The 17,369-nt window shown below is 41.6% G+C and carries 16 protein-coding genes; 6 read left to right on the top strand and 10 right to left on the bottom strand.

From position 1 onward, the window contains the following. Positions 1-175 precede the first annotated feature (175 nt). Together DEF30_RS03160 and hpt are read left to right on the top strand one after the other, a co-directional pair. A complete protein-coding gene (locus DEF30_RS03160) occupies positions 176-1,090 on the top strand; it encodes a cytidylate kinase family protein (protein WP_294096407.1) in 915 nt (304 codons plus the stop codon). Continuing rightward, positions 1,083-1,607: a hypoxanthine phosphoribosyltransferase gene (gene hpt, locus DEF30_RS03155; RefSeq protein WP_294096405.1), complete on the top strand. Its 525-nt coding sequence runs from the start codon at positions 1,083-1,085 to the stop codon at positions 1,605-1,607. Before DEF30_RS03160 ends, hpt begins: the two co-directional genes overlap by 8 nt. Before the next feature lie 518 nt (positions 1,608-2,125). Here the strand turns inward: hpt and DEF30_RS03150 are convergent. The 7 genes from DEF30_RS03150 to argS form a co-directional block, all read right to left on the bottom strand. After that, a complete protein-coding gene (locus tag DEF30_RS03150; protein WP_294096403.1) occupies positions 2,126-4,066 on the bottom strand; it encodes an amylo-alpha-1,6-glucosidase in 1,941 nt (646 codons plus the stop codon). A gap of 136 nt (positions 4,067-4,202) precedes the next feature. Next, positions 4,203-4,931, bottom strand: coding sequence for a hypothetical protein (locus tag DEF30_RS03145; protein WP_294096401.1), 729 nt, complete (start codon positions 4,929-4,931; stop codon positions 4,203-4,205). Positions 4,932-5,154: 223 nt separating this feature from the next. Continuing rightward, the gene (locus DEF30_RS03140; protein ID WP_294096399.1) at positions 5,155-7,047 is read right to left on the bottom strand and encodes a glutamine synthetase; all 1,893 of its coding nucleotides are present in this window, start codon (positions 7,045-7,047) and stop codon (positions 5,155-5,157) included. Between the two features lie 231 nt (positions 7,048-7,278). Next, entirely contained in the window at positions 7,279-8,070 is a 792-nt protein-coding gene (locus DEF30_RS03135) for an ABC-2 family transporter protein (protein ID WP_294096397.1), read from the bottom strand. Between the two features lies 1 nt (position 8,071). Then, complete coding sequence (locus DEF30_RS03130) at positions 8,072-8,881, bottom strand: ABC-2 family transporter protein (protein WP_294096395.1); 810 nt, start codon at positions 8,879-8,881, stop codon at positions 8,072-8,074. A 2-nt stretch (positions 8,882-8,883) separates the two neighbouring features. Continuing rightward, positions 8,884-9,879: an ATP-binding cassette domain-containing protein gene (locus DEF30_RS03125; RefSeq protein ID WP_294096393.1), complete on the bottom strand. Its 996-nt coding sequence runs from the start codon at positions 9,877-9,879 to the stop codon at positions 8,884-8,886. Between the two features lie 158 nt (positions 9,880-10,037). Then, entirely contained in the window at positions 10,038-11,723 is a 1,686-nt protein-coding gene (gene argS, locus DEF30_RS03120; protein ID WP_294096391.1) for an arginine--tRNA ligase, read from the bottom strand. A gap of 241 nt (positions 11,724-11,964) precedes the next feature. Between argS and DEF30_RS03115 the strand changes: the two genes are divergently transcribed. From DEF30_RS03115 to tpx, 3 genes are read left to right on the top strand one after another with little or no spacing between them, the layout of a single operon-like run. Then, positions 11,965-13,464 (top strand): hypothetical protein, encoded by a 1,500-nt coding sequence (locus DEF30_RS03115; protein ID WP_294096389.1) that lies wholly within the window; start codon positions 11,965-11,967, stop codon positions 13,462-13,464. A gap of 30 nt (positions 13,465-13,494) precedes the next feature. After that, on the top strand, positions 13,495-14,370 hold the full coding sequence (locus DEF30_RS03110) for a phosphatidylglycerol lysyltransferase domain-containing protein (RefSeq protein ID WP_294096388.1): 876 nt from the start codon (positions 13,495-13,497) through the stop codon (positions 14,368-14,370). A gap of 25 nt (positions 14,371-14,395) precedes the next feature. Beyond that, on the top strand, positions 14,396-14,893 hold the full coding sequence (gene tpx / locus DEF30_RS03105; protein ID WP_294096387.1) for a thiol peroxidase: 498 nt from the start codon (positions 14,396-14,398) through the stop codon (positions 14,891-14,893). 42 nt (positions 14,894-14,935) lie between these two features. On the opposite strand, the gene DEF30_RS03100 is transcribed toward tpx, so the two are convergent. Continuing rightward, positions 14,936-15,328, bottom strand: coding sequence for a hypothetical protein (locus tag DEF30_RS03100; protein ID WP_294096385.1), 393 nt, complete (start codon positions 15,326-15,328; stop codon positions 14,936-14,938). Between the two features lies 1 nt (position 15,329). Further along, entirely contained in the window at positions 15,330-15,974 is a 645-nt protein-coding gene (trmB, locus tag DEF30_RS03095; protein WP_294096383.1) for a tRNA (guanosine(46)-N7)-methyltransferase TrmB, read from the bottom strand. A gap of 175 nt (positions 15,975-16,149) precedes the next feature. On the opposite strand from trmB, the gene DEF30_RS03090 reads away from it, so the two are divergent. Then, on the top strand, positions 16,150-16,770 hold the full coding sequence (locus DEF30_RS03090) for a hypothetical protein (protein WP_294096381.1): 621 nt from the start codon (positions 16,150-16,152) through the stop codon (positions 16,768-16,770). 272 nt (positions 16,771-17,042) lie between these two features. Here DEF30_RS03090 and DEF30_RS03085 read toward each other — a convergent pair whose 3' ends face one another. Then, positions 17,043-17,363: a cupin domain-containing protein gene (locus DEF30_RS03085; RefSeq protein ID WP_294096490.1), complete on the bottom strand. Its 321-nt coding sequence runs from the start codon at positions 17,361-17,363 to the stop codon at positions 17,043-17,045. Positions 17,364-17,369: the final 6 nt, after the last annotated feature.

Below are 17,369 nucleotides of genomic sequence, written 5' to 3'. Positions count from 1 at the left end.
CCGTTTTATATAACTTTAATCATACCACAATCTTTTATGAATTACACTATAGGGATGGTTTGTCAATGCTCTTTCACCCTTTTTCTGGTCTTATAATCAGGACCTATGGATCCCTGCAACAGATGACTGGTTTTATGATAAAATGAAGTAACAGAATGAACAGGAGGAACTTTTCATGAAAAGTCTTTTGACCTTCTCTAGAGAAACAGGCAGTATGGGAGATCAGATTGCAAAAGAACTGGCTCATGATCTTGATATTTCCTATTTCAATCGAGAGTATGCTCTAAGGAACTGGCTGCCTGAGATTGCTACCAAACATGAACTCCATATGCTGGAAGAAAGCCCTGGTTATTTTCTGAAATCCTCTTCCTCCGGCATAACGTTTCAGGAATTCATAGAAAACAAACTGAAATCTGCAGTTTCTGAAACACCTGCCATCATCAGCGGACTCGGCGCTCAGATCATTTTTCGAAAACACGCCTCTGCAGGACATATCAAAATCCATGGAAGTATCGCAAGAAGAACCCAACGGCTCATGAAGGAGCATAATCTTGTTGAGGATGATGCAAAAAGGATCTTAGAGCTTACAGACAGGAGGCATAAGAAATATATCCATCTTCTCTACCATGAAGACTGGTCCAATTCACTTCTTTATGATCTGATTGTAAATACAGACAATATCACATTGGTCCAAGCTCTATCCCTCTTAAAAAATTACTATCATCTGGATCAGCCTGCTCCGGAAGCATCAAAAAACGGCTCAGTGATATTCAAGAACACCTCCGAGGAGGAGTTTGCCAAAGTCCTGGATCTTTACGATTTTGAATGGGACTATGAGCCTCGAACCTTCCCCCTGGAGTGGGATCTTGAAGGCAATATCACGAAAGCCTTTTCTCCAGATTTTTACCTACCTAAATTTGATACCTATATCGAACTCACCGTTATGAACCAGAAGTATACAAAGGACAAAAAGAAAAAACTCAGTCTTATGAAGAAGCTTTATCCTAAAATCAATGTCAGCATCGTCTATAAGAATGAGTTTCATAATCTTTTAGAAAGATTTGCCAAATGGGAGGCAATTGATGAGTAAGTTAGGAAAAATTCTCTATACAGAGGATGAGATTGCAAAGAGAATCCAAGAAATGGCAAGAATCATTCAGGAGAAATACCCACCAGAAGAAGACCTGGTTATTCTGGCCATATTAAAAGGGTCTGTCTACTTTCTGAGTGATTTCACAAGAGCACTCCAAAGGCCCGTTCTCATTGATTTTTTATCCATCGGAGTGAAAAGAGATACTGAAAGAAATCGAATCATCACCTATGTAAAAGATCTTTCCATCCCCATAAAAGGGAAACATGTGCTCCTGCTGGAAGATGTCATAGGTACTGGTCTTACCTTAGGAACCATCTTGCAGCATATTGAGTCTTTTTCTCCAAAGAGTCTGAAGGTGCTCACATTGCTTGATAATCCTCAAAAGCGCCTGCTCAATGTGGAAGTTCATTACAGTCTCTTCACCATGCCCGATACCTTTGTGGTCGGTTACGGACTGGATTATGAGGAAAAATACCGAAACCTTCCAGACATCTATGAATTAAAGATCCGATAAAAAAAAGAGAACTCCCGATTGAAAGGAGTTCTCTTTTTACTGCAATGGAAAAGCTCCAACGAACCTTTCTCAACGTTCATCTTTCTTTCCACCATTTTCTTTGTTTCCTAAAAGTGGTTCCTGCTTAATGACTTCATCTGCTAAGGTACTTGTTACTTAAATCTACTAATGGTCTTTTTCATCTCTGCATGCAATTCACTTAGATTTTTTGGTTCTATGTGTATTTGGCTTCAATGTATTGGACTAATGGTAAGTCTATGGTCTCTTTCTCTTTTCAGGTATAGCAGATTAACGATCTACGGTGATTAAGCGGATTCTTTTATTCTGTTTCTAAAGATGGGTTCCATTGGATGTCTGTTTTAGGTATTCCTTGGAGCTCATCTTTATATTAACAGAATTTACTGAAAAAATAAAACCCTGCCATCTTCAAAGAGGTCTTTTGTTCTTCCTCAATCTCTTTCTCTCTTTATCAGACATCCATTTTCGCATTTTTAATCTTTTTCACGCATTATTATACCTCACTCCGCCGCTTTTACAGCGCGCAGCAGCTCCCCCACACTCCACGCCTGAGCAAAACACCCTTTGGATTCATTAGGTTCCAGACCATCGAATATTTCCGCAATCTGGCCTAAACATCCTTCCTGGAGAGTCCCTTTCAAAAGCGCCAGATCCCGTCTGACTTTTGTTTTGGCCGTTTCACTGTAATCATGCACCTTCAGATAAGAAAGGTAATATGCCCCCAATGGAAACGCCCAGACCGTTCCTTGATGGTATGCCATATCTCTGTTCCATAAGGAACCGCCATAGGATGATTTAAACTCAGGATCTTTTGGGGATAGGGATCGAAGTCCATATGGGGTATACAATTCTGCATAGACTTTTTCTACCACTAGTTTTTCTTTATCTTTAGGTAAGATGCTGTAGGGTAAAGAAACAGCCCAAATCTGATTCAGCCTGACTTGCTCATCGGCAGAAGTCCCGGATAGAACATCTTTGAGACACTGCTCTTTCTCATTCCAGAACTGACTTAAAAAAGATTCCTTCACTTTCTCTGAAAGATCCTCGTAGGCAGAGTCATCACCCAGCTGCAGTAACCTGGAGAAAGAAGCTAAAATCTTCAGAGCATTATACCAGTAGGCATTAATCTCTACAGGTTTTCCGTGCCTTGGAGTCGGTAGAACGTCATGGATTCTGATGTCCATCCAGGTCACCTGTTCCAGATCTTTTCCAGCAGAAATCAGTCCGTCTTCCTCCATTCTGATATGGAAATCAGTTCCCTTTTTATACCATTCAACAATCTCTTTCATTTCTGGATATGCTTCCCGCACAAAGTCCAGATCACCAAACTGGTCATAGTACATTTGAACAGCATAAATAAAGAGCAGGGAGGCATCCACGGTATTGTACATAGGAGCTTCATCCCCTTCTGGGAACATATTGGGCATAATTCCTTTTCTCATGTACTTCATGAAAGAACGGAATATATTTTCCGTGTCTTCTTTTCTTCCTGTGGCAATGCAGCACCCCATGACGGCAATCATCGTATCTCGGCCCCAATCTCCGAAGAATGGATACCCCGCTAGAATGGTTTTCCCGCCAGTTGAATCGCGGTCTACAACAAAAGCATCTGCTGCAAGAACAAGTTCCTCTGCCAAGGCTGAACGCGCACCAGCTCTTTTCAGCAGCTTTCTTTTTCTTGCAATCTCTTTTTCTATGATTTCCGAAGGTGACTCATGGATCTCTTGCAGCCCATACATCACAAAAGCCTCCCGAACTTCTCCCGGCATGAGCTCATAGACATAGGAGTGTGTGGAAAATGCGCTTCCTACAGAATCTCTCTCATCTTTCGCATCATCTTCAAAATACAGATCTTTCTGCCAGGAAAGCTCCTCCATCTGTACCTGGCCATCTGTTTTATACATCAGGCTGTAACCATTACTTGACATGTAGCCTTCTTTCATCTCGAGCGTCTGCCCCTGTAAAGGCATGTCGCCTTTTTTCGTGAACCTGAACCATGGTTTCAGCCGAATTTTTACTGGATTCGCACTACGGTTCGCCATACTGTAGGAGAGCAGCAGAAGATTCTCTTCATGTTTCATGACAACTCTCTTCTCAAGCTCCACTCCAAAAACCCGATACCGATAGGTCGGAAAATCAGCCATCTCAAAACTGTCCTGATATCTGAAGCCTTCCGCATTTTTCGTGTATCCAACAAACTCCTGGGAAAGAAGGCTGCACTCTTTCTCTTCTACTGTAACAATCTCTTCCATATTGGAGATGAACTGTACCCAATGATTGGGGGCTTTCACTGATGCCATCAGAAGCACCTGCTCATTCCTTGAAGCTGAGCCTGAAATAGACAAAGAAGAATACCCCCCTCTCTGGTTCGTCAAAAGGTAATACTTTTCTTGAGCCCTTCTAAGACTGTTAAACTGACTTTTTCCATAAAAATAATTCACAAAATGCCTCCTGTAATGGGTTATTTTTTGATCCACAACTAGATCTATTATATCAGAGCTTTTATTAACGAGAAAAGAAGAAAGGAAAGCTATTCCTCTCTTCTTCTGCGCCTTGTATCAGAACGGATCCGTTCTGTTATAAAATCATCTGAAAATCTTTGGGGCTCATCATGAGCATTCTGCTGATGAACTGCTCCTTTTTATCCACAACAATATCCTGAAATGCTACACCATGCTCCATGAGCCAATGAGTGCGCTGAATGACAAATGCATCACTGCCCACGAGGTAGAAAATGGGGGACTCAATTGAAAGCACACGTTCCAGAACCTCATCCAGCCCGTTTCTGCCTCTCAGCCATGTATGCTTAACACTGCTGTCAGCCATGGATTCAAACTCCTTCTGATAAAGGAAACTTCCACCAGCATCCACATTGATCTGGTATACTTCTTTGATTCCCATTGGATTGTTATGATGCTGCAGAATAAGCGGCCTCATGGTTGCTATGCCTACCCCCATGGAAAGAAGAACCAGAGGACGGTTTTCACGTCTCAGTGCCATTCTGGAGCCAGGTTTAAACACCAGGAGCTCCTGCCCTACCTTCATATTGAACAGTGTCTCTTTAAACACAGAAAGCTCTCCACGTTTTCTGGTGGTGAACCCGATCTTCCCTTCTTCAGGCAACGTCATGATGGACATATGCCTGACAAACGTACCTTTTGGCGCATTAAAATCATATCCCTCAATGCCAATATGTGCATGGGAACCTTCCTCCCAGTTAAAATCCTCCGGCATTTCCAAGAGAAATGTCCATGTATCTTCCGATTCTATCAGGATATCGGTAATTTTCAGTCTATACTTTACCATTCTGCTCTTCCTTTTACGTTATTTGATTGTATGCAATCTAATTTCTCAACTTTTATTATACAACTCATATCTCACACTGTCAAAACTTAACAAAGTCCATGAGCGAAATTCATATGGAGCATTCTCGCTCTCATGCGGAATTACAGCAAATACCATCCTGGGATTTTTTTCACAAATTAAATGGCGTAGAAAAGCAGCCCCCTGATGACAGGAGGCTGCTTTTCTATTGAAGATCCAGCAGGTTTTCTTTGTATTCTTTATAGGCAAGTCTCAGTTCATCCATCTTGTCGTACATCAGCTTTTGTGTCTCGGAAAGTGTGTCCCACTCTTTCTGCTCCACTGCCTGACGCATATAGTTGAATACGCCTTTTCCTTTATCCGTGTTTTTCATCAGTGAAATCTTCAGTCTTTCGACTTTATCCCAGTTGGCCCGGTCATCAAGGAAAACTCCGTCTTTATGGAACTTCTTGAAACTTCGGATCTCCTGTATGAAAGTTGGAATTATCCTGTGATCTATTTCTGTATACCATTTATATAATAGACCATCAATGTAGCTGTCTATGATTTTTTCACTGAACACATTATCAGCTTTTAGAATTTGTGTTTTTTCTGGATACTGGAAGAATCCCTTGATGTTTTCATATACTGTTTCAGGAGCAACACCAAAATATCTTTCTCTTTCTTCATCCGTAAAATCATCAAAGACATCTTTTTCCGTTCTGTAAGCCCTTCCTTTTCCTAAGTAGTCAAAGGACTCTTCCGGCGTTTTGGAAAGTTCTTTCAGCAGCTCTTCCGGCTCTTTCAGAACAGCATAGCTGATACCATCTTTCATGGCCATAAACATGGAAGCCATGCAAAGATATGTGTTGGTATGAGGATTTGGTGCTCTTAGTTCAAATCTAGTGGCAAGAGGATTTTTCTCATCTCGGATAAGACCGATCAGAATCGTTCTGTTTCTTGAGGGCACCGCAGGTTCATATCCCAGGGAGCAAACGATACTGATGGGTGCTTCGTATCCTTTTTTCAGTCTCTTGAAAGCTTCATTGGATGAGGTCACAAAAGGATTGATGACCTCGTAATTTATCAGCACGCCCATGATGGCTCCATAACCGATGGAACTTAGAAAGTCCTCTCGTGTACTGTGGAAAAGATTCACTCTCTTTCCGTCCTTCAGCTTAACCGCGACGCTGAAGTGCGTGTGTTCTCCACTGCCCGCAATCTTATCCAGAGGTTTGGCCAGAAAGGTAACTTCCAGTCCATATCTGATGAAAACTTCCCGCACCAGATTCTTCACAAAGAGCTCGTAGTCGGCAGTCTGTTTGGGTGAAGAGAACTTCCAGTCGATCTCAAGCTGCTCTAAAACCCCTTCAAATCGTCCATGATCATTCAGCTTCGCCCGCACACCTCCCACTTCCTTATGTCCCATTTCAGGTTCAATACCATATCTGTCCATGAGAATCAAGGTTTCCTCAAGAGCACTCCTCACTGCACCTCTTGTTTTGCTCCAGTACTGTTCCTTCAGTTCCTGTGAAGTGCTGAGAGCTTCAATATCTCCGGATGTGTTGGGTGACTTCACCCAAAACTCCAGTTCTGTGGCCGTGGTGAGGCAGACTTCGTCGATATCCTCGGCGGTGAACCCAAACTCTTTCTGGAGTGAGGGCGATTGAAATGCTTCCAGGATATCCTTCTTCATGACAGTTTCAGCTTCCTGCAGTATATGTCTCGAGTCAACTGCAACTCCATCGTGATAGAGGAAGCACGGGATTTTCAGTGTGCCCACAGGCTTTCCAGTTTCAAGATCCATAAGAGTTTCATTATACTCAACGAACCAGTTGACAGATGGATCTGCTTTCATATCAACTTTCGCATTATTCAGTGTGGCAATCTTTGGAAGGAATACAGAGGACCCGTCTGTCTGAGCGGCAAAACCGTAGAGAAATGTGTCCAGATCCTCCAGAAATAAACGAACCGGTATTTTTGTATCTGTTTCATGTCCAATCAGGTCTACGGCTGCCAACGAAACAAACTGCACCTCTGGATGGTTGTTGAGGCTTCTTGTCAGATGTTCCTTGGTCAGTTCATGAGGTTTTAGTGTATACAGCAGGTCTTTTCTCATATTTCACTCTCCTAGTAAAAAATTTAACAACGTGGTTATCTTATCACAGCAAAACCGGCGTGGTAAATAATCTGAGCGCAAATGTGAAGAACGAAAGAATAATAGTGCCTTTGACTTTATATTCGTCAGAATAGAACGATTTCAGCATTACAAAAAAAAGTGAGAAGCGCACGATATCTGTCGCTTCTCAGGGATTTAGTCCGGCATGTCCATTATTATATTACTCTTTCTTCAAGATCCTGAACTTTCGTATTTGGTTAGACCCTTCAGCCAGATCTGATACGCAGCCAGGATGCTGAGGATGCTGACGAGGATTGTCATGCCGATACCTTGAATAAAACCAGCCTTCCCTAAAAAGTAGGCCCCTGGATAGTATCCTGTAAAGGCAAAGGGTATCACAAAAGTCAGAAGTCCGCGAATCGCCTTGGGATAAATGGTCATGGGGTATTTCGTAAATGTGCTCATCTGATAGGTCATATAGAGATACGACTGGGCAAACTTGATCCAGAAGGAAATGCTTGATACCGCAAGCTTGATGGCCGTATAAATAATGGTGGCAAAGAACACGGCAGTCAAAAAGAGGATTCCTTTCTCCAGTGTGATGTCCATGCCCAGGTGCACGCCACTGTATCCAACCAGGATGCTTCCTATGATAATCTCACCAAATCCATCTGGCTGAAAGCGTTCAGACAGCAAGTGAAATAATGGATTGATGGGTCTAAGAAGATATTTGTCAAATCCACCTTCCAGAAGAATCCGCCCACTTAATATCCAAAGGTTATCTGTGAAAACATGATCGATGCCCCTGGGAATCTGAGCAAATCCATAGATAAAGAGCACCTCATGAAAGGTCCATCCAGATAAAGCAGGAATGCTTCTGAAAATCAGTTGAATAAAGACCACACCTGAAAACTGAACCAGAATAAACCCAACCAGACCAAAAATAAAGTCAGCACGATACTCGATCAGCACCTTGATGTACTGCTTCAGAAACTGCAGATAAAGTTTACTATATCTTCTCATTTCAACCTCCTAGTATGGTTAAAGACTTTACCACCGCTTTCCAGACAGTTCTGGACAGCAGCACCATAGCCATCAGCCAGAACAGCTGCAGGAGAATGAAATATATTGTATCCTCTCCAGAGAGCTTTCCCAGATAAATCATCACTGGTGTGTAGATGATGGAACTGAAAGGAAGAACCTGGATTATTTTTTGAACCAGATCAGGGAAAAACACCAGCGGAATCAGGGCACCGGAGAGAAGCTGTGACAAAGCACCCATGATCTGACTGACGCCCCACATATTGGTCACCTTGAATGAAAGAAGACCAAAGGTATAGCTGAAATAAAAATTGATCATCAGACCAATACTAAGACTCAGCGCAAAAAGAGGCAGCTGCTGTATATAGAGTATTCCAGTCGCCTGATAAAGCAGAACATTGACCACCAGGAAAGCCGCAACAAAAATCACGATGAAATTGTACAGCACTCCCCCCAGCGCCTGGAAAAGCATCCTCATTTCATAGCTGATGGGTCTGATGAGATTGATGGCAATGGTGCCGTCTTTCACTTCCCTGGAGATATCAAAAGAAATGTCTACCGATGTCATCAGACCTGTTAAAAACGAAAACATAATATAGGCATACATTTCCTCCAAGGTAAAGCCATTGAGAATCTGATCCGGTGAGCTGGCAAAGATCGCTTTCCAAAGAAAGAAGCTCACCATAAGCATCAGCCATTCCCCCATCATGAAGATGATCACATTGGCTTTATAGCTGAGAAGCATCTGGAATGTATTGAATGTAAAAGGGAGATACATCTTAAGCTTCTTCACCTCTACACCTCATTCCTGTATATTCTTTTTACGATATCTTCAATGGAAACTTCCTTGATTTTAAAGTCTGTCACATCCAACATCCCCATAAGATCTTTCAATATCTCAGTACTGGACAATTGATTTTTATTGTATTTGATATTTAAGCGGTTTTCTTCTGATGTTACAGTACATCCTTTTCTTTCCAGGTGTGAAGCCATGGACAGTTTCTCCTGCTGAATGACCTCTTTGGTGATGATTTCTATTTCAGCTTGTGAGCCATAAGTTTCCTTAATATGCGCAAGATTTCCGTCATAGAGCATCCTGCCACGGTCAATGATGATGATTCTGCTGGAGAGCTCTTCAATATCCATAAGATCATGGGTTGTGAGTATGATGGTTGTCCCGTATACTTCATTGATCTTCTTGATGGCTTTTCTGACATTTTCCTTCACCACCACATCGAGACCGATGGTAGGTTCATCCAAATAGATGACTTTCGGATTGTGAATCAGCGCAGCGGCCAAATCACCTCTCATTCTCTGTCCCAAAGAAAGAGTTCTCACTGGCTGCAGCATGAAGTCATTGAGCTCCAGCACTTCACTCAGAAATGTCATCTGCTTCTTGTACTCTTCTTCCGGAACTTCATAAATATCCTTTAGCAATGTAAACGTCTCTGATAGAGGAAGATCCCACCATAGCTGCGTCTTCTGTCCAAATACCACACCAATGTCTCTTGCGTTAATCTGCCTGTTCTCATAAGGTACTCGTCCGTTGACAGTCACTGTACCTGCTGTAGGCGTCAGAATCCCAGTCATCATCTTGATTGTAGTTGATTTCCCTGCCCCATTGGCTCCAATATATCCGACGATTTCTCCTTTGTTTATTGTAAAACTGATATCATCTACAGCTTTGGTTATGGTATATTCTCTAGAAAAAAAGGATTTAATGGCGCCTTTGAACCCAGGATACTTCTTATTGATCTTAAACTCTTTTGTCAAATTTTCTACGGTGATCATATCTTTCACCCCTTTCTCAAATGTCAGGAACTGAATCCAGTATACTTTAAAGCCTATGGTTGACTGGCTAAAATTGGAGAAATCTAAAGCGGTCCCCCTTCTGAAGACTCCGTCAAAGAAGACACAGCTTTAAAAAGCTGTGTCTATCTTGTCATTTATTACATCTCTTCTACAGTTTCAATGCCAAGAAGCGCCAGGGCATTCTTGATGACCACCGTTGTGGCCTCCACCAGCTGGAGTCTTGCTTTTTTAACACTGGTCTCTGCTGAATTTATTGGACAGTTGTTATAGAACTTATTGAAATCCTTGGCTACCTGGAGCACATATCTGGTGATGACAGAAGGCTCGTATTTTTCCATTGCTTGAGTTACCGCGTTGGAGAAGGATGCCAGGGTTTTAGACAGTTCAAACTCTTCTGTGCCAGTGAGCACAGTTAAATCCGCATCATGATATGTGTCATTTTTTCTTAGAATGCTCTTTGCTCGTGCGTAGGTATACTGAACATATGGTCCTGTCTCTCCATCAAAAGAAAGGATTTCATCCCAGTCAAATATAATATCCTTCTCTCTGCCGTTTTTAAGGTACGTGAAGATGATGGCGCCAATGCCGACTTTACGGGCAACATCTTCTTTCTCTTTCAGATTTGGATTCTTATCAAGAATAATCTTCTCCGCTGTAATCACAGCTTCTTTCAGAAGATCGTCCAGCAGAACCACATCCCCCTTTCGGGAAGACATCATTTTACCTGGGAACTTCACCAGACCAAACCCTACATGCACACAATCCTTAGCCCATTCAAACCCAGCAAGTTCAAGTGTTTTGAAAACCTGTCTGAAATGAAGGGACTGTGGTGTGCCAACAACATAGATATTCTTATAAAAATCATAGGTCCTTTTTCTATATATAGCCGCCGCAAGATCTCTTGTGGCGTATATGGTGGCTCCATCGGCTTTTTTGATGATGGTAGGCGGCATATTATACTCATCCAGCATAACCACCTGAGCTCCGTTGCTTTCTGTAAGAATTCCTTTTTCTTCCAGAATATCCACAACCTCATCCATTTTATCCCCATAAAAACTCTCACCAGCATAAGAATCGAACTCGACGCCCAGTTCTTTATAGACTCTTTCAAAAACCATGAGTGAAAGTTCTCTGAACTCCTTCCAGAGTTTTACTTCATACTCTTTTCCGTCCTCCAGATTCTTGAAATGGGCTCTGGCTTCATCATTCAGGCTTGGCTCTTTCTCCGCTTCTTCATGAAACTTCACATAGATTCTGTTCAGCTCTTCAATCGGCGTCTCTTTCAGTTTTTCAAGATCCACCCATCGTTCGTACCCTGAGATCAGTTTTCCGAACTGTGTGCCCCAGTCCCCCAGATGATTGATTCTCTCTGTCTTATATCCTTGAGATTTAAAGATTCTGGAAAGAGAGTTTCCGATTACTGTTGTAAAAAGATGCCCTACATGAAATGGCTTCGCAATATTGGGAGAGGAGTACTCCACAAGGACTGTTTTTCCCTCCCCAGTATCCGAGTGTCCAAACGCTTCACGTTTTGAGAGAATCTCACTTACAGCGCCTGACAAAAACTCAGTTTTATCCAGGAAAAAATTCAGATACGGTCCTAAAACCTCAATTCGTTCCACTTCTTTGATCTGAAGCTGATCCTTCAGTTCGCTGGCAATGGCATTCGGTGCTTTTCTTAAGGTCTTTGCCAGGGAGAAACACGGAAAAGCATAGTCTCCCATCTCTGGTCTCGGTGGAATCTCCAAAAGTCTCATGACATCTTCCTGCCCGATATTCAGCACACTGCTGATCTTGTTTGCTATGACTGCTTTGTAATCCATCGTTCTTCCTCCTTGTTGTCCCAAAAGGGACGCTCTGACTTCTATATCCATCTATATCTTATCCATTTTACTACAGTACGCTTCATTCGTCCATACTCTGGATACTGGCCAGCCAAAAGAAGTCCCTATTATTACCTTGCGTCTTCTGTAAAATTTACACAGAACTGCTTCTTGTAAAATCTATTGTAGTATAATGAATACACTAGAAAAAAGCGAGGGAAAAGAAATGGAAAAATTCGCATTGATTTATATAGGTGGAAATACAATCCGTTATGCTCTTTGGCAGATTAAAGCTGATCAAAGCTACATGCTTCTTGAATCCTATAGAGAAGATCTGAAGCTTGGACAAAACACCCATGTGGAGAATGTCATAAAACAAGAAAAAATAGAACACTTGCTCACCATCCTGAAGCACTTCAAGGAATTTTCAGATTCTGTGTCAGCAGATAAAATCCTCATTGTCTTTTCAGAATTTTTCCAGAGAATCGACAACACTTCCACCATCCAACAAAGAATCGTTGATGAGATTGGCGAGGAAATCGTCAGCTTAACCTGTGAAGAAGAGCTTCATTATGATTATCTGGCACTATCTCATTCTATGAACCTTACCAGATCTCTCATTGTGGATATCAGCGGAGTTTCCACCCAGATCGGATTTGTGGAAAACGGTATTTTAAAAGATCGGTATCATATTCCTGTTGGACCCGTTTCATTGACGGAAAAATTCAGTCTTGAGAATCATATTTTGAAAGAAAACCATATAGGACTGGAGAAACATCTCATTGAAGAGATCCGGAAAATCCCTTGGCTGAAACGCTATACCTATGAGGATATGGTCATTGTTGGAGGATCTGCCAGAGCAATCTCTAAGATTGACCGAAAAAAACGAAGATATCCACTGGATATCATTCACGAATACACCCTGGAAAATCAGGATATCCATTGGCATTACAAATCCCTTATGTCGAAAAATCTGGCTCAAAGAATTCAAGTGCCTGGTCTGGATAAAGATCGAGCAGATATCCTGCCCTCTGCTTTAGCCATCGTGGACTTGCTGCTTCAGGAAACCGGCATTGAACGGATCCGTGTCAGCGGATCGGGAATCCGCGAAGGGTTCCTCCTGGAACATATCCAAAAGAGGTTTGGCATGCTGCCCCCTATGCTGGAGCAATCCATCTCCAATATCCTCAGCAGACATTCCGTTAACAAAACAAAGTCAAAGAATCTGTTTGTACTCACCTCAGAGCTCTATGAGTCTTTACATGGTGTGCGTAAGGAATGGAAGGATGCACAGGACATACTTTTAGTAAGTTCCAGACTTCGAGATGTTGGTCTTTCTGTTAGATACTACAATCATGATAAGCACAACTTCTACATCATTATAAACTCTGAACTGAGAGGCCTCGATCACCGCCAGATCATTCTTTGTGGACTTACTGCCACTTTCACCAATGGCATCCACAAAGAAGCTCCTCTTCTTCAGTACGGGCAGATCATCAATAGAATGGATCTGGAAATGGTTTATGATATCGGCATCTGTTTAAGCCTCGCAGAAAGATTGCTGCAGTCTGACCAAAAGGAGCTGCACCTCAAAAAATGCAGTATTCTCGAGGATACCATTGAGATAACGCTGTTGGCTTCAGATGACATACACTTCGAGCTCCATGACGCATCAAAGCTCAGCCCTGTATTCTATGAGCTCTACAAAAAAAATCTGATCTTGTCTTATGAAAAAAAATAATACGTATCATGCTGAATAAGGAGTTTTTTCATGGATTTTTTACCATTGACACTAGATGCAAAGAATGTTTGGGACAAGTTTTTGAACCCGTTCCCTTATAGAAATTCAAGTTATCAGTTCACAAACCTTTACTTGTGGCGTAAATTCAATAATACCATGTACTTTGCTTCAGAAAACTATCTATTCATCAAAAAAGGCACCGAAGAGCCCTACTTCATGGCTCCTGTCTATAAGGACGCTCTCCATGCAAAAGAAGCCTACACTATGCTTTTTGCACACATGGAACAGAATGGTCACGATAAGGTATTAAGAGATGTGGAAAAATCTCAGCTGGAAGATCTCAAGACATTGCCTTTCACCTTCACTTATGAACTTCATAGAGATCAGCAGGAATATATTTATAGTGTAGAACAGCTTAGAACATATCAGGGAAAAGCACTTCATAAAAAGAAAAATCACTTTAACCAATTTATAAGAAATCACGAGTACACTATAAAATATATAGAAGATTCAGTCAAAGAATGTATCGAGCTTGCAGAAAAGTGGTTTGAAGAAAATGAGTACTCTCCTCAACTGTACCATGAACTTCTTGGCATCCGTGATCTGTTTCTGAACATGGCTTCTTTCGATCTGAAGGGAATATCCGTGTTTATTGATGGGGTATGCCAGGGGTTCACAATTCTTGAAGTGATTCAAGATGAGGTGATACTAAACCATATTGAAAAAGCGCAGAAAACCTTCAACGGTCTTTATGCATTTCTTGCCAAAACTGCTCTGGAAGAGTTCGGAGATGGAATCCTCTACACCAACCGGGAACAGGATTTGGGCATTCCTGGACTGAGAAAATCCAAAGAATCCTATATGCCTCTGTTTTTGGAAGAAAAATACGTAGTACGATTTACATAAACATGTTATACGAGGAGTGATTTTCATGAAAGTAACATTTGGTGGAAACGAAGTCCATCTTTTTGGCACACAGCTCAAAGAAGGTGATCTGTTGCCTGACTTTATGCTGACGGATTTGTCCCTGAAAGATGTGGACTCTAGAGATCTCAGTGGTCCTAAAATACTACTGACCTTCCCCTCTGTGGATACTTCAGTCTGTTCTCTGGAATTATTGACTTTCAATGATCAGCTGGAGAATCTGCCTTCTTACAAAGTATTCGCCGTTTCCATGGACCTCCCCTTTACCCTGAAGAGATGGGTCAAGGAAAATGCAGGCGACTATATCACCATGCTCTCGGACCATAAGTTCAGAGTCTTTGGTGAAGTCACAGGAACCTATGTGGAAGAACTGGGCATCCTGGCTAGAGCTGCATTTGTTTTAGATGAAGAGAACCGCGTAATCTACGCTGAGTATCTAAATGAAATTGGTCATGAACCCAACTATTCTAAGATTCTCGAAGAAGCGAAAAAAGTATTTGAGTAATAATAGAAACACCCTGGTGTGATTTTTCACACCAGGGTGTTTCTATTGCAGGAGCATTTTCGTTTCATACTCTTCTAGTTTTCCAGGGAGTTTTTCAACCATCTCTTCTAAATACCTGCTGAGCAGATAATAAACAGCGGCATTCGAAGCGGTGAGATCAAAAGAGGATTTGCCGAAAAAGATCCCATCTTCATCGATGCGTAAATATACCGCATCGATACTTGCCAGATCCTTCTCTGTCTCCGCAGCTGCTTCTGTAAACATCTTTTTATTGTCGTCATAAAACAGCTTTACATACTTTCTTTCTGATTCATCCAGAACCAGACGAAGCTCCAGAACCTTCCCAGGTACATCAAGATATTCAATGAATGCGTTCTTATAATATCCCTTTAGAAATCGATCCAGATCTTCTCTTATTTCTTCAACACTCATCATTCTACTCCCCCTCCTGGAGCTTGAAAATACCAAACTTGATTTTCACTCCAAAAGAGCTGAACTTCTCTTCATATTCCGTTTTAATATTCTCACTGAATCCAGACTCCTCGAGATCAAAGGTCCGGTACATCTCACGAAATCCCTCTTCATTAAAGTAGTCCAAGGAAGCCGCAAACAGATCATCATCATCGGTTTTAAACCAGACTTCTGTACCAGGTCTAATAAATCCCTTGTACTTTTTAAGAAATCTTGGATGCGTCAGCCTTCTTTTATTATGGCTGGCTTTAGGCCACGGATTGCAGAAATTGATGTAGAGTTTCGATACTTCATTTTCAGTGAAAATTTCATCTATCCTTTCAATAAACATCGGAATGATCCTAACATTGGTCAATCCAAGCTCATTGATTTTCCGTAATACAAACACCAGTACCTCATCTTTTAAATCAATGGCAATGTAGTTGATGTCAGGGTTTTCCTTTGCAAGTGTACTGATGAACTGTCCTTTACCACAGCCAAGCTCCACATGAATCGGATGATCATTGCCAAATATTTCCTTCCATTTTCCCTTCTGATCATAGGGGTTGAGAATGGACTTCTCATCTTCTGCCATTTCTGGTCTGGCCCACCATTTTTTTCTTAATCTCATTTCATCACCTATCTAAATTTATTCCTTAGTGAAGTATACCTTACTTTCAGCATAATTTCATTATTTTGTTCTCATTCGCTTCGGTATCTATAATTCATGAAATTTGATATCCATCATTTTTCTATTGCACTTTTGCCGATATACTGAATACAGAACAACATTTCAGGAGGTTAAAATGAAAGAAAAACTTGCTCCCATCCATTTCATACAGCACCAGAGAATACACCTTCAGGAACAGATAGAATCTTACCTTGCTGGAAAATTCGGTATGGAAAAGAAGCTGAATGATCTGGAAAATCATCATGGTACTCCCACAACTGATGCAATGCTCTCAGATCAGATTGATCATAACAATATTCATGGCTGGCTGGAGGGTCATCTCATAGCTAATGAAAAAAGACTCAGTGAACTGCTGGCTGAAATAATGAACGATACCAATCTGTCCGCACTACATGAAGCGTATAATGAATTTGGACACAATCTGGGAACTACTTTAAAACCTGGTGTTTCTGTACAAAACGGAGAGGAGCTGTATCAGCTGCTCCAGTCTGTTTTGTTGGATGGAATGCCCTGTGACAAAGTAAATAAGCTCGTAGACGCCAGTGAGCATCATCTGGTCTTTTCGACCCTCAAGGATCTTCATGCTCCCTATTATGAAAATGCTGGACTTTCCCCCGCCCTTTACCATGAACTACGTAAAAGCTTTCTAGATGGTTTGCTAAAAGAGCTCAACCTTGGTACATACTCCTATTCTTTAGAAGAAGGCGCCATCATCCATAAAGTGGTTTTATCGTAAAAAAGCTTTATCCTGAACAAACAATGCATCTCCTCCATGTGTACCATAGGCGGGAAATGCATTGTTTTTGGATTTCATGTATCCATTTGGACAAAGTGAAGGGAATCATACCATATAAAAGAACAGGAAAAAAATGATTCAATTTTTACCTGTTCTTCTTGGTTTCCTAGCATCAGGCAGTATTCTCCCTGCTTTATGAAGAAGCCAGCACCTCTATGCATTCTTCTTTACTTAGGAATTCTTTGTTGTATCGAACTGCAAAAGAGAGGATTTTATAGGAAATCCTCTCTCATCGGGCTGAATACATCCAGAAGCACACCATCTTCCAACGCCACTGTCCCATGGGGCACACCCGCAGGCATGAGTAAGCTGTCACCTTTATACACTACGCTTTTTTCCTCACCAATGGTGAACTCAAAAACCCCTTCCATAACGTACGTTGTTTGTGTGTGAGGGTGCGAGTGCATCTCTCCTACTGCACCTTTTGAAAAGGTGATTTCACACATCATCATCTCCTGATTGTAGGCTAGAACCTTTCGTCTGATTCCTTCACCGCAGACTACTTCCTTCACTTGATCGTTCTTTATAACCATCACATA

It is taken from the genome of Proteiniclasticum sp. (assembly GCF_003514505.1).
Classification (GTDB): Bacteria; Bacillota; Clostridia; order Clostridiales; family Clostridiaceae; genus Proteiniclasticum.
This window is presented reverse-complemented; position numbering and strand designations above follow the sequence as displayed.

What these genes read in the sequence shown, in the direction of transcription:
- DEF30_RS03085 (WP_294096490.1), bottom strand. Translation starts at nt 17,363, where the DNA reads ATGGTTATAAAGAACGATCAAGTGAAGGAAGTAGTCTGCGGTGAAGGA.
- trmB (WP_294096383.1), bottom strand. Translation starts at nt 15,974, where the DNA reads ATGAGATTAAGAAAAAAATGGTGGGCCAGACCAGAAATGGCAGAAGAT.
- DEF30_RS03145 (WP_294096401.1), bottom strand. Translation starts at nt 4,931, where the DNA reads ATGGTAAAGTATAGACTGAAAATTACCGATATCCTGATAGAATCGGAA.
- DEF30_RS03100 (WP_294096385.1), bottom strand. Translation starts at nt 15,328, where the DNA reads ATGATGAGTGTTGAAGAAATAAGAGAAGATCTGGATCGATTTCTAAAG.
- tpx (WP_294096387.1), top strand. Translation starts at nt 14,396, where the DNA reads ATGAAAGTAACATTTGGTGGAAACGAAGTCCATCTTTTTGGCACACAG.
- DEF30_RS03135 (WP_294096397.1), bottom strand. Translation starts at nt 8,070, where the DNA reads ATGAGAAGATATAGTAAACTTTATCTGCAGTTTCTGAAGCAGTACATC.
- hpt (WP_294096405.1), top strand. Translation starts at nt 1,083, where the DNA reads ATGAGTAAGTTAGGAAAAATTCTCTATACAGAGGATGAGATTGCAAAG.
- argS (WP_294096391.1), bottom strand. Translation starts at nt 11,723, where the DNA reads ATGGATTACAAAGCAGTCATAGCAAACAAGATCAGCAGTGTGCTGAAT.
- DEF30_RS03140 (WP_294096399.1), bottom strand. Translation starts at nt 7,047, where the DNA reads ATGAGAAAAGACCTGCTGTATACACTAAAACCTCATGAACTGACCAAG.
- DEF30_RS03160 (WP_294096407.1), top strand. Translation starts at nt 176, where the DNA reads ATGAAAAGTCTTTTGACCTTCTCTAGAGAAACAGGCAGTATGGGAGAT.
- DEF30_RS03110 (WP_294096388.1), top strand. Translation starts at nt 13,495, where the DNA reads ATGGATTTTTTACCATTGACACTAGATGCAAAGAATGTTTGGGACAAG.
- DEF30_RS03090 (WP_294096381.1), top strand. Translation starts at nt 16,150, where the DNA reads ATGAAAGAAAAACTTGCTCCCATCCATTTCATACAGCACCAGAGAATA.
- DEF30_RS03125 (WP_294096393.1), bottom strand. Translation starts at nt 9,879, where the DNA reads ATGATCACCGTAGAAAATTTGACAAAAGAGTTTAAGATCAATAAGAAG.